At 60.4% G+C, this 12,445-nt stretch carries 7 protein-coding genes and 1 pseudogene; 3 read left to right on the top strand and 5 right to left on the bottom strand.

Annotated features, from left to right (window positions below; translation table 11 throughout):
* Positions 1 to 153: 153 nt before the first annotated feature.
* The 3 genes and pseudogenes from C2E25_RS16730 (at position 154) to C2E25_RS17400 (ending at position 5,493) form a co-directional block, all read left to right on the top strand.
* Positions 154 to 3,438, top strand: coding sequence for a BTAD domain-containing putative transcriptional regulator (locus tag C2E25_RS16730; RefSeq protein ID WP_103116859.1), 3,285 nt, complete (start codon positions 154 to 156; stop codon positions 3,436 to 3,438).
* A 297-nt stretch (positions 3,439 to 3,735) separates the two neighbouring features.
* A pseudogene (locus C2E25_RS18180) lies at positions 3,736 to 4,194 on the top strand (hypothetical protein); the annotation flags it as partial.
* Between the two features lie 24 nt (positions 4,195 to 4,218).
* Positions 4,219 to 5,493 carry a YadA C-terminal domain-containing protein gene (locus C2E25_RS17400; RefSeq protein ID WP_233189471.1) on the top strand — a complete coding sequence of 425 codons (1,275 nt, stop codon included), beginning with the start codon at positions 4,219 to 4,221 and terminating at the stop codon, positions 5,491 to 5,493.
* 410 nt (positions 5,494 to 5,903) lie between these two features.
* Here C2E25_RS17400 and C2E25_RS17600 read toward each other — a convergent pair whose 3' ends face one another.
* From C2E25_RS17600 to icmF, 5 genes are all read right to left on the bottom strand, one after another.
* A complete protein-coding gene (locus tag C2E25_RS17600) occupies positions 5,904 to 6,050 on the bottom strand; it encodes a hypothetical protein (protein ID WP_158247322.1) in 147 nt (48 codons plus the stop codon).
* Positions 6,051 to 6,219: 169 nt separating this feature from the next.
* Positions 6,220 to 6,930 carry a hypothetical protein gene (locus C2E25_RS16710; RefSeq protein WP_103116855.1) on the bottom strand — a complete coding sequence of 237 codons (711 nt, stop codon included), beginning with the start codon at positions 6,928 to 6,930 and terminating at the stop codon, positions 6,220 to 6,222.
* Entirely contained in the window at positions 6,927 to 7,340 is a 414-nt protein-coding gene (locus tag C2E25_RS18020) for a hypothetical protein (protein ID WP_103116854.1), read from the bottom strand. The genes C2E25_RS16710 and C2E25_RS18020 overlap by 4 nt, the downstream gene beginning before the upstream one ends.
* A gap of 13 nt (positions 7,341 to 7,353) precedes the next feature.
* A complete protein-coding gene (locus tag C2E25_RS16700) occupies positions 7,354 to 8,529 on the bottom strand; it encodes a M24 family metallopeptidase (RefSeq protein ID WP_103116853.1) in 1,176 nt (391 codons plus the stop codon).
* Positions 8,530 to 8,734: 205 nt separating this feature from the next.
* Positions 8,735 to 11,980, bottom strand: coding sequence for a fused isobutyryl-CoA mutase/GTPase IcmF (icmF, locus tag C2E25_RS16695; protein WP_103116852.1), 3,246 nt, complete (start codon positions 11,978 to 11,980; stop codon positions 8,735 to 8,737).
* Positions 11,981 to 12,445: the final 465 nt, after the last annotated feature.

Genomic DNA, 12,445 nt, shown 5'->3' with positions numbered 1-12,445 from the left:
AACGCCCCCTCTGGGGGCGCCTTTAAAGCCCCGTCCTCTGGGCGGGGTTTTTTACGATCCCACGCAAAGCCAAGGGGCTGTTGTGCTACTATCTTCAGCGACTTACGACATTTCATGGTCGCTGATAACCATCCTGGTGGTCGGGGAAATGTCATGGTCCAATCTGCAGAATTCAGGGCACAAATACAGCTCGACAAATTCTACCCTCCACGGGTCGATAACTCACAGCAGCTTTACCGCCAGCGGATCGTTGAGCAGTTGCTGCCGCCAGAGGGTACTCCGCCTCCGACCCTGATCATCGAAGCCCAGGCCGGTCAGGGTAAAACTACTATTGCTCAACAATTTCTCGATCGCGTCAATGTTAACTCGCTCTGGTACCAGGTCGGTCCCGAAGACGCCGATCCCGCTTTCTTTCTTCAGGCCCTTCTTGCCTGCTTCAATACCCGTCTTCCAGAGTTTCCTTCCACCGCCACCGTCCGGATCTTGAGAGAGAGTGATTTCGTCCTGTTTGATCATCAGAAACGGATCGAGCTGCTGCTGAATGATCTCGATTCCTGCCTGAAGGACGATCTGTATCTGGTCTTTGACGACCTGCACTCCCTGGTTTCGCATGAAGCAAGTCTTTCGCTGATGAACTGGTTGCTGGAGACGGCCCCACCGAAACTGCATTTCGTCCTCTGCTCCCGGGAACCCCTGCCGCTCGACAGTTGGCGCAGCAACTCCCGCGAGCGCAAATTGCTGCGCATCGGTAATCGTGATCTGGCACTGGACGAGGAAGAAATCAGTGATTTTTTCAATCAGGTTCTCAATCTTGATCTCTGTCGGGATACCAGCCGCAAAATCGTCCGCACCACGGACGGCTGGGTCATGGGCATCCTTCACCTGGGGCTACGGATGGAACAGCAGCCCGGCAGCGCTTTTCGGCCCCTGATGGATAATTACTGGACGGCTGAACGACCTGACCTTCACCATTATTTTCGCGAAGAGATTCTTTCCCCTTTAGAGTCGCACTTACACCGGCCGCTGCTGCTCCTCTCCCTGCTCGAAGTGGTTCCGGTTGAGCTGGCGTTAGTGCTCACCGAGATGGCTTCGATCGGCACCGAGCTTTGCAATCTGGCCCGGCGCAATATATTTATCCGCCATCTTGATGCGGATAATGCACTGTTCGGTCTGCATCATCTCTTTCAGCAGTTTTTGCGCGAGAAGGCAGCGGCAGAGTTGGGTCCAGAGGTGATCCGCTCGATTTACAAGCAGGCCGGAGACTACTACCGCCGGCAGGAGCAGTCGACGCAAGCGCTGCGCTATCTGCTGCTGGCGGAGGATTATGCGGCGGTTGAAGCGTTCCTCAAAGAGAACGGCATGGCTTTTCTGGCGGCCAACCAGACTGTCAGCCTGGCGGCTATTCTGGGATCGATACCAGAAACGTCTCGGCGGCGGCTGGGCTGGTCCTGTTTTTTTCTGGCCCTGTCCCAGCTGGATTGTGCGCCGGTGCAGGCGCTGCCGCTGCTCGACCAGGCCCTGCAGGTCTTTTCCGCAAGGCACGATGAACTCGGCGAGCTGCTCTGCCTGGCCCATATCATCTCCATCCACATCACCACCACCGGCCATTACCGCCAGAACGAAGAACGACTTGAACGCGCTGAACAGCTCTTTTTTCGGATCGCAGCAGACCTCGACACTGCCATGACGATCCTGGTCGCTCGCAGCCTGGCCATGGGCCATTGCATCCTGCTCGCTGACTCCGATCAGGCCACCAGGTTTGCCTCTCTGGCCCTGAAGCTGGCGCGTAAGGAGAAGCTGATCAATTTCGAGGCTGCCCTGCTGATGATGATGGGCTATATCCAGATATTTGCCGGACGTACCTCCCTCTCCCTGACCTGCCTGGAGCAGGCTGCGCCCTATGTTCATCACCCTGAAGTCGGATCGTTCAACAGCCTGGCCATCCGCATGATGCTGTTTAATTTTTTGTTCAACGAGGGCGATTTCGCCAATTACTTTGAGCAGAAAAACCAACTTATCGATGCCGTCGGCAACAGTCTGGTCTCCCAGTCGATTGCCGGTCCCTTCTGTTATGTCTGGGAGATGGATATCGCCATCAACCGTGGACAGTTTGATGAAGCCCTCGATCTATCCGTCCGGGCGTTGGCCCAACACCCCCCTCTCAGTCCCCACCTGAACAGTTTGGTCCTGCAACAACAGGGGTTGGCTCTGGCTTTACGCCAACAGCAAGACCAGGCCTTGCTCGTTAGTGCAGAATCGCAGCAGTTGCGAGATCTGTCAGGCGGGCCGTTTTTTATCACCCTGAACAAACTGGTGGTCGGCCTGACCCGTGCCCATTGCGGACATCGCGAGCAGGCGCTGCAGCTGCTGGACGAAGGGATCGAAGCCGCCCGGCAGATACCGACAGAATACCTTGAAGCCTGCGGTCTGCTGCATCGTGCGAGGGTCTGCCTTGAGACCGGCGCAGAAACAAGAGCCAAAGAAGATATCGCTACCGGCCTGGGACTGATGCGCCGCAACGCCTATCGGCATTTATGGGGCTGGGCTCCGGCCGACATCGAGAAAACCCTGAGCTTCGCCGTGGAGCAGAGAATCGAAACTGCTTACGCACGGACCCTCGCCGCCCAGCGTCTCGACATGGCCCTGCTCGATGACGGCACAGTCATTCCCCGGCTCGAAATCCGCACCCTGGGCAGTTTCAAGATCCTCTACCGGGGCCGTCCCCTGCTCCAGGCCGAAGATCTGACCCCGGCGCAGCGCGAACTGTTCTGTCTGTTGCTTGCGTCCCCCGGGTTCAAACTGGCTCAGGAAACTATCCAACTCCATTTCTGGCCTGACAGCCCGCCCGAGAGCGCCAGGATCAAATTCGATACCCTGGTTTCACGCCTGCGCAAAACCCTGACCCTGCCGGGAAATACCGCCCATTACTACCTGCAGAGGGAAAAGGGTATGCTCTGGCTCGCTCATTGCCGGGTCGACGCCGGAAATTTTCTAACCGAAGTCAAACGAGGTCTCAGGCATCTGCGCCTTCAGGAAAACTGGCAGGCCGGCAATGCCTTCACCACGGCTGAAGCGCTTTGGCGAGGTGAGTTCGCACCGGGGGTTCCCGGAGAAAACCTTATTCGCGCATTTCGACAGGAGCTTAGTCGTGCCCTTGCCGAAATGACCCTGGCCTGGTCCGCTCTGCTGGCCGGCTCCAGGCGGCTTCCCCAGGCGGTTCAGCTGGTGGAAAAGGCCTTGCGCAACGATCCTCTTTGCGAACGCCTGAACGGCCAGCTCTACTGGCTGCAGGGGCAACGTTCTGCGGTGCAGGCCCGCCGGGTGCTGCAACGGTTTGCCGCCCGGCTTCAGAGCGAAGGCTACCCCGCGGACGAAATCGCCGAACTGCTCAGTGGCATCACCGCGGATTCCGCCCCGGAGAGCGCCTGTTTCGCCTGATCACTTCCTCTGGGTCAGGTCGGAACTTTGTGCCCTCATGGCGCGGTCAGTCGACTCACTTGTCCTTTTTTCTTCCTGTTTGCCCTCTTATTAACTCCTTCAGTAAGGAAATTGTCAGGATCGTAGCTTATATTGCACCCGGTTTTGTCGAAGCAATGGTTACCGAGCTACATAATTGCTGTGGCATCCTGATGATTTTGTTGAAGAAATTACCTGACAGGGAGGCAATCGGTGAACAGAAAAAAAATAATCCCATCAAGACAAGGTGCAAAATTCAGCAGCCGATGGAGTCTGATCATGGCCGTCAGTTGGGCCCTGCTCAGTTTCAGCACAACGGTATGGGGAACCTCGCTTTCAGGGGCACTTCTTTACCCTGCAAACGACGGTGCGGCAGGATTTAGTTCCAGCAAGACTGCGTTAGGTGCGGGTGCCAACGCCCTGGGAGCGAACAGTACAGCTACTGGCGCGGGGGCCAATGCCCCGGGAATAAACAGTACAGCTACTGGCCATTCCGCTATCGCCACCGGGAATCGAAGTACCGCCACCGGCGTTGACAGCCAAGCCACTGGTACTGTCAGCACCGCCACCGGATATCAAAGTCGAGCCACTGCCGATGACACGACCGCCACCGGAGCTGGCAGCCAGGCCACTGGAGATTCCAGTACTGCCACGGGAAGATTTAGTCTCGCCAGCGGTACTGACAGTACTGCCAGCGGTTATCGCAGTCGGGCCAAGGGGGCTGCCAGTACGGCATATGGCTCTAATACTAACGCCGTAGGAATGAGTAGTACTGCCATCGGCGAAAATGCTGGTGCCGGTTGGCGAGACAGTGACAATAACGCTATTTTTGATTCTAGCGAAGCGACTGTTAACGATACGACCGCCCTCGGTCGCTCTGCCGGGGCCTTCGAAACCGGAGCCACCGCGCTGGGCGAAAGTGCGCGGGTGACAGCTGGTGCTACCGGTGCCGTCGCCCTCGGTCAGGGATCGCAGGCGACCGAGGCCAATACTGTCTCGGTCGGTAACTCAACGACCAAGCGCCGCATCGTCAATCTTGCTGATGGTGTTGCCGCCGGTGATGCCGCTACGGTCGGGCAGTTGAATGGAGTCAGCACCGATGTCAGTACCCTGACGGGACGCATGACCACTGTTGAGGGGAACGTCGGCACCAACGTCACCAATATTTCGGGCAATGTGACGGCGATCTCCACCAATGCGACCGGGATCATGGGCAATGCCGGTGCTATCAATTCTGAAACAACTGCGCGACAAGCGGCTGATACCGTTCTTCAAACCAGCATCAACGCCAACTCTTCCAATATTACCGCCCTTCAGAACAGGGAACAGGGTATCAGCTGGACCTCCGGCTCGGCTCCGGTTGCTGCCAGTGCCACCGGTAGCGGCTCCACCGCGCTCGGCAGTGGTGCTTCGGCCCGTTCTTATGATACCGCCATCGGCTACAGGGCCACTGTCACCGCCGACGGCAGTACTGCCATCGGTGCCAATACCACTATCGCCACCCAGAACAGTGTGGCCATCGGTGCCGATTCGGTGGTGAATGAAGTGGGTGGAACCGCGCTGGGGCAGAACGCCCAGGTGGCGGTCGGTGCCGGCGGCAGCGTGGCCCTGGGACAGAACTCGGAGGCGACAGAAGCGAATACCGTTTCGGTCGGGTCGAGCGGCAACCAGCGTCGTATCACCAACGTCGCCGATGGGGTGAATGCCAACGATGCCGTGACTGTGCAGCAGATGCAGCAGTTCGCTTCATCCTCCAGCAGCGATATCGGTCGTCTTGATAATCGTATCGACGGTCTCGACAACCGTCTCGATGATGTCGGTGCCTTGGCAGCCGCTTTTTCAGCTCTGGTCCCCAATGCTCGAGCTGGCGGCAACAGCCAGATATCTGTCGGCCTGGGCAACTACAGCGGTTCTAGTGCCTTAGCTGCCGGCCTTTTTCACTATGTGAACGACAACGTCCTGCTGAATCTGGCGGTATCTTCCACCTTCGACAACAACGGCACCGCCACCCGTGCGGGGATAACCTTTGGCTGGTAGTGACCGCAAAACTGTAGTCGCCGGTTAGGGAACGACGTCCTCTCATACCATCGCACATACGCTTCCGTAAGGATGCAGATCACCCGTTAAAAAGTCTTCCAGCGGCCCGTCGATCTGGGAGTCGAAAGCGCCCTCAAGCCCGAAGTCAAAAAGACTATCGTCCGCGACATGCTCTATGTCTAGATCCTCTGCGGATCTATCAATGATTGGATCCCCCGGACAGAACATTCTGCCCGGGGGATCGCGCGTTCAGCCACTAGTACCATGTAACCCTTAATCTTTCGCATCTTGCTGGTTATTTTCCGCGTCAGCTGCGTTGCGCTTCACCGCTTCATAGCTACAGCTATGCAGCGGAAAGCGCGCCTTGTCGACACGGAAAATCCCGGCGCAATATTACGAAATCCTATGGGTTACAGGGTACTGGTTGTTTCCGGCCGCCGGGTCGGGAACAGCAACCGGCGGATTCTGGCGAACCAGTTTGCGGCCGCCGGTCGGCGTTGATTCTTCGCCGGGGTGAGCAGGTGGTCGAACAGGTCGTGCGATCCCATGTAGTCCATCATCTCCTCCTTCGCTGTAGCCTGCGGTCAAATAATTCCGCAGGGCAATCGATGTGAGCAGACTCTAGCCCTTCCGGCCACCGAAGGGCAGGTGCGGTTTCGCACCCTTTGCCGTTGGGCTGGGTATGAGGCGAAGGGCAATAAGCACAGGATGAAGCCGGGCAGGGTTTCAGGAGGCGTTGCCGCGCAGCGGTTGCACGCAACGCAGATTGCCGCGAAAGGCGGTTTTGAAGCAGCCGTTGCAGGAGATGCAGCGGGAGGCGGCGTCGCTGCCGCCGAATTGCCACTGCCGCGCCAGGGCCGGTTCACAGATGAACGGGCGGCAGAGGGAGATGAAATCGGCACTGCCGGCCTGCAGCACCGCTTCAGCGTCTTTGCGACGACGAATGCCGCCGACCAGCAGCAGCGGACAGCGGACCTGCGGCCGCAGTCTCGCCGCCAGCTCCAGGTTGTAGCAGGGGAGCGGGGGATCGTCGGTCCCGCACCGCCGGACCGGAGTCCGCTCCCCCGAGGCGGGGGTGCCGCTGCTGACCTCGATGCCGTCGATGCCGGCCTCGTCAAGTTCCCGGGCGACCTGGATGGCATCTTCCGCGGTCAATCCTCCCGGCAGGTTGTCGTTGAGGCTCAGCTTGGCCAGCAATGGCCGGTGCGGGCCGATTGTTTCCCGTACCGCGCCGTATACTTGGAGCAGGAACCGCATGCGGTTCCGTAGCTCGCCGCCATAGCTGTCGGTTTGCCGGTTGCAGAGCGGCGAGAGAAACTGGTTGATCAGGTAGCCGTGGGCGGCATGCAGCTGGATGGCATCAAAGCCGACGCGGCAGGCCCGCTCAGCGGCAGCGGCGAAGGCGTCGATGACGCGGTCGATATCGGCCGCGGTCATCTCCTGCGGCTGCTGCGGGTACTGGTCCAGCTGCAGCGCCGATGGAGCGAGGGGGTGGTGCCGCAGATATCACGGCGGGTCTGGCCTCCGGCATGGCCGAGTTGGGCGCAGATCCTGCCTCCTGCAGCGTGGACCACCTCGACCAGCTGGCGGACCGCCCGCGCGGAAGCGTCATCCTGCAGACCCAGCGCGCCGGGCAGTAGCTTCCCTTCCTGCGCCACGTAGGCGAAGCCGGTGATGATCAGGCCGACCCCGCCGGCCGCCAACTGCCGGTAACGGTCGATCAGGTCTTCCCCGGGGATCCCGCGCGGGTCGCACATCCCCTCCCAGGTCGCAGAGCGCACCAGCCGATTGCGCAACCGCAGGCGGTTGATCGCGGCAGTTTGAAGCAGTTGGCGGGAAGGGGGCATGGCCGGTTCCTCATCAGGTCGGCAGGGTCACGATCGCGTCGTCGGCCGGGGAAAGGCGGATGCCGCGATCGGGGCCGACCGCCCAGGTGTTCTCGATACCGACCACGCCGTGTCCGGTGAGCAGGAACTTCGGTTCGATGGCGATGGTCTGGTTTTCCTGCAGCGGCACGTCGAAGCCCTTGGCCAGTACCGGCATCTCATCCAGTTCCAGCCCGACGCCGTGGCCGACGAATTTGGCCTGTTCCCCCGGAACCCCCATGAAGCAGTCTCCCAGTCCGGCCTCAGCGGCGATGCCGCAGGCCAGCTCGAACAGCTCCGAGGCGACGGCGCCCGGGCGCAGGGCGGCGGTGACCTGGCGCTGGATCTCCAAGGCGGTATCGAAGGCATGCTGCACCTCGGGATGGATTTTGCCGGGGACGAAGATCCGGGTCATGTCGACAATGTAACCGTCGTGGACGGCGGTATAGTCGACCATCAGCGGCAGGTCCGGCGCGATCACCGCGGTCGAGGCGCCGTGCGGGGAGGCGGCGCTCAGTCCGCAACCGGTGACGGCGCCGTCGAAGAAGCCCGGCTGGTTGGCGCTGCCGCCGGAGACCAGCAGTCCCTGGAACAGCTCCTGGTTGTAGGCGCGCATGCGGACGTAGCCCTCGCTGCCGAGCTTGCGGGAGCGGCTTTCGAATTCCGCCGCCAGGTCGAGTTCGCGCATCCCCGGGGTATAGAAGTCCGGCACCTGGGCGAAGACCTTGCTCAGCTGCTCGCCGGCGTGGCGGATTCTGGCGACCTCGAGGGCCGACTTGACCGCCCGCAGGTTGCGGTTGATGCCGGAGATGTCAACGAACTCCCGTTCCGGCAGCACTTTTTTCAGGTAGTCGAGCTGGGCGGCCGGCAGCACGTCGAACGTAACGCCGATCTTCTGTCCCGGTCGACCGAGCAGCCCGCTCAGTTCCCGGCTGGAGGGGAAGGGGCGGAGTTCGGTGATGCAACTCTCCTGCCGGGCGCGGGTCAGGCTCTTGCGGATCAGCAGCAATGGTTCGCCGCTTTGCGGCACCCAGAGCATGCCGTTCTGGCGGGTGGCGGCAAAGTAGTAGAGGTCGATCGGATAGATGATCAGCGCCCCGTTCAGCTCCTTGCGTTCGAGCTGGCGCTGGAGGTTGGCGATACGGTTTCGGCATTCGGATTGGATGGGCATGGGGAATCCTTTGGATTTGGGCACCGGGTACTGGGTTCAAGTTCAAAATCTACCACGAAGGCACGAAGATCCTGGAGGAAAAGCCTGTTCTCGCGCCCGTTCGCAGGTGCTCACTCAAGACGCAGAGGTGCAGAGACGTTCGTTTCGATTTGGGCCAGGATAACAGAAACTCTCTTTTCTCCGCGACTCTGCGTCTCTACGCGAGCTACATGTTTCTTCTGTATTGTCCGCCGACTTCGTACAGCGCCGCTGAAATCTGCCCGAGCGAGGCGACTTTGACCGTTTCCATCAGCTCGGCGAAGATGTTGCCGCCGCTGGTCGCGACCTGCTGCAGGCGCTTCAGCGCTTCCGGGGCCTGGTCGGCGTGGCGGCGCTGGAAGTCGCGCAGGTTGGTCAGCTGCAGCTGCTTCTCCTCTTCGGTGGAGCGGGCCAGTTCGCCGGGGATCTGGTAGCCCTCCTCGTCGGCGCGCGGGTTGAGGTAAGTGTTGACGCCGATCACCGGCAGCTCGCCGGTGTGCTTGAGGTGCTCGTAGAGCATCGACTCGTCCTGGATCTTGCTGCGCTGGTACTGGGTCTCCATCGCCCCGAGCACGCCGCCGCGCTGGCTGATGCGGTCGAATTCGCACAGCACCGCCTCCTCGACCAGGTCGGTCAGTTCCTCGATGATGAAGGCTCCCTGCAGCGGGTTCTCGTTCTTGGCCAGGCCCAGTTCCTTGTTGATGATCATCTGGATCGCCATCGCCCGCCGCACCGATTCCTCGGTCGGGGTGGTCACCGCCTCGTCGTAGGCGTTGGTGTGCAGCGAGTTGCAGTTGTCGTAGATCGCCATCAGCGCCTGCAGGGTGGTGCGGATGTCGTTGAAGTCCATCTCCTGGGCGTGCAGCGAGCGTCCCGAGGTCTGGATGTGGTACTTGAGCATCTGGCTGCGCTTGTTGGCGCCGTACTTGTCGCGCATCACCACCGACCAGATCCGCCGCGCCACCCGGCCGATGACCGTGTACTCGGGGTCGAGGCCGTTGCTGAAGAAGAAGGAGAGGTTGGGGGCGAAGTCGTCGATGTGCATGCCGCGGGCGAGATAGTACTCGACGTAGGTGAAGCCGTTGGAGAGGGTGAAGGCGAGCTGGCTGATCGGGTTGGCGCCGGCCTCGGCGATATGGTAGCCGCTGATCGAGACCGAGTAATAGTTGCGCACCTTCTGCTCGATGAAGTACTGCTGCACGTCGCCCATCATCCGCAGCGCAAACTCGGTGGAGAAGATGCAGGTGTTCTGCCCCTGGTCCTCCTTGAGGATGTCCGCCTGGACCGTGCCGCGTACCGTCTGCAGGGTGCCGGAGCGGATCTTCTCGTACTCGTCGGCGTTCGGTTCGCGGTTGTTCTCGCTTCTGAATTTCTCTACCTGCTGGCTGATGGCGGTGTTGAGGAACATCGCCAACAGCATCGGCGCCGGACCGTTGATGGTCAGCGAGACGGAGGTCATCGGATCGCAGAGGTCGAAGCCGGCGAACAGCTTGTCCATGTCGTCGAGAGTGCAGATGGAGACGCCGCTCATGCCGATCTTGCCGTAGATGTCGGGCCGCTCGTCCGGGTCTTCGCCGTAGAGGGTGATGCTGTCGAAGGCGGTCGACAGGCGCTTGGCCGGATCGTCCTTGGTCAGAAAGTGGAAGCGGCGGTTGGTCCGCTCGGGCGTCCCTTCACCGGCGAACTGCCGCTTGGGGTCTTCGGCGGTGCGCTTGAAGGGGAACAGGCCGGCGGTATAGGGGAAGAAGCCGGGGGCGTTCTCCTTCATGCACCAGCGCAGGATCTCACCGTAATCGGCGAAATTCGGCAGACAGACACGGGGAATGCGGGTGCCGGAGAGGGAGGTGGTGAACAGCTCGGTGCGGATCTCCTTGTCGCGCACTTTTGTCACCATCACTTCTTCGGCGTAGGCTTTTTTCAGCTCCGGCCACTGCTGCAGCCGTTGCCGGTTTTCCTCGCTCAGTTGGCTTTCGGTCGTTTCGATCAACCGGTCGATATCCTCCACCCGGCAGTCGCATTGTTCGGCCAGCAGCTGCCTGGTTCCCTTGAGTTGGTAGAGTCGGCTCCCGACCCGGGCCTGCTCTTCGACCTGGCGGCGGTAGTTCCTGGCGGCATGGGTGATTTCGGTCAGGTAGCCGACCTGTTCGGGAGGGATAATCTGCTGGGCGAGACTCTGCCCCTCGCCGACTTCCAGCTGTGACTGCCAGTCGAGCCCGCAGCGTTCGTTGAGACGGTCGATCAGCGCCCGGTAGAGCCGGTTGGTGCCGACATCGTTGAACTGGCTGGCAATGGTGCCGTAGACCGGCAGTTCGTCATCGGCGACATCGAACAGCTTGCGGTTGCGCCGGACCTGCTTGAGAACATTTCGCAACGCGTCCTCGGAACCGCGCTTTTCCATCTTGTTCAGGGCCACCATGTCGGCGAAATCGAGCATGTCGATCTTTTCCAGCTGGGTCGGGGCGCCGAACTCGCTGGTCATGACGTAGAGCGAGAGATCACAGACATCGACGATACCGGCATCTCCCTGGCCGATGCCGCTGGTTTCGACGATGATCAGGTCGAAAGCGGCCGCCTTGAGAACATCCAGGGCCTCGCGGATGGCGGCGGAAAGCTCGCTGCGGGAATCGCGGGTGGCCAGGGAACGCATGAAGACCCGCTCGGTGTTGATGGCGTTCATGCGGATGCGGTCGCCGAGCAGGGCGCCGCCGGTCCGCTTGCGGGTCGGATCGACCGACAGGATCGCCATGTTCTTGTCCTCGAAATCACGCAGGAAGCGGCGCACCAGTTCATCGGTGAGCGAGCTTTTGCCCGCGCCACCGGTGCCGGTGATGCCGAGGACCGGCACCGGTTTGACCAGCTCCCGCACCTGCTGCTGCGCCGCCGCCAGTTTTTCATCGCCGCCGCTGACCAGTTCCTCGGCGGCGGTGATCAGGCGGGCGATGGCCTGGTGATCCCGGCCGGGGAGCAGTTCGAGATCCCTGGCGAGTTGCCGGGGGGTGGCGAAGTCGCACTGTTCGAGCTTGAAGTTGATCATTCCCTGCAGGCCCATGCGGCGCCCGTCCTCGGGTGAGAAGATCTTGCAGATGCCGTAGTCTTCCAGTTCCCGGATCTCCTCCGGCAGGATGACTCCGCCGCCGCCGCCGAAGATCTTGACGTGTCCGGCGCCCTTCTCGGCGAGCAGGTCGTGGATGTACTTGAAGAATTCGAGGTGGCCGCCCTGGTAGGAGCTGACCGCGATGCCCTGAACATCCTCGTGGATGGCCGCGGTGACGATCTCCAGCGCCGAGCGGTTATGCCCGAGATGAACGACCTCGGCTCCGGAATCCTGCAACAAGCGGCGCATGATGTTGATCGAAACATCGTGGCCGTCATAGAGGCTGGTAGCGGTGACAAAACGGATCGGGTGCTGCGCCTGATAAACAGCGTTTTCCATGATCGGGGCTCCTTCGGTTGCCTGTTGCCTGGCCGGACCGGCCGCATCCGGTTTTTCACATTGCGGGCGGAAAAAGGCCTTTCCAAAAAACTGAATTGCTGAACAGTTGATTCAAAAACACCGTTTTAGCATCATTCGTGCCACTGTTTTCCATGATACCTGTTTTGGCACCCGGTTACGCTCCGGGGCGGCTGTTTGCCGCATTCCCGCTTCCGTGAGGTTCCGTCCGGATGTTCCGATGGTGCCCGGGACTGTCTACGTATGTTAACAGTTGGACCATCATTCGGGCAAAACCACGGAAAAAGATTAATAATTTCACAGGTCATTGAAGCCCGTTGTCATTTCCCCCTGTTGACAATTCCGTTCTGTTTGGCCAAACAATAGTTTTGCTTTATTTCTAAAACACTGTATTATTGTTTCAGCACGCTAGTCCAAAACTATGGACTTTAGTCCAAGCCTTTAGGT

The organism is Geothermobacter hydrogeniphilus (assembly GCF_002898515.1).
In the GTDB taxonomy this organism is placed as follows: domain Bacteria; phylum Desulfobacterota; class Desulfuromonadia; order Desulfuromonadales; family Geothermobacteraceae; genus Geothermobacter_A.
Note: the sequence above shows the minus strand (reverse complement) of the source record. Positions and strands in the feature narration are given on the sequence as shown.

What these genes read in the sequence shown, in the direction of transcription:
- C2E25_RS16700 (WP_103116853.1), bottom strand. Translation starts at nt 8,529, where the DNA reads ATGCCCATCCAATCCGAATGCCGAAACCGTATCGCCAACCTCCAGCGC.
- C2E25_RS18020 (WP_103116854.1), bottom strand. Translation starts at nt 7,340, where the DNA reads ATGCCCCCTTCCCGCCAACTGCTTCAAACTGCCGCGATCAACCGCCTG.
- C2E25_RS16730 (WP_103116859.1), top strand. Translation starts at nt 154, where the DNA reads ATGGTCCAATCTGCAGAATTCAGGGCACAAATACAGCTCGACAAATTC.
- C2E25_RS17400 (WP_233189471.1), top strand. Translation starts at nt 4,219, where the DNA reads ATGAGTAGTACTGCCATCGGCGAAAATGCTGGTGCCGGTTGGCGAGAC.
- C2E25_RS17600 (WP_158247322.1), bottom strand. Translation starts at nt 6,050, where the DNA reads ATGGACTACATGGGATCGCACGACCTGTTCGACCACCTGCTCACCCCG.
- C2E25_RS16710 (WP_103116855.1), bottom strand. Translation starts at nt 6,930, where the DNA reads ATGACCGCGGCCGATATCGACCGCGTCATCGACGCCTTCGCCGCTGCC.
- icmF (WP_103116852.1), bottom strand. Translation starts at nt 11,980, where the DNA reads ATGGAAAACGCTGTTTATCAGGCGCAGCACCCGATCCGTTTTGTCACC.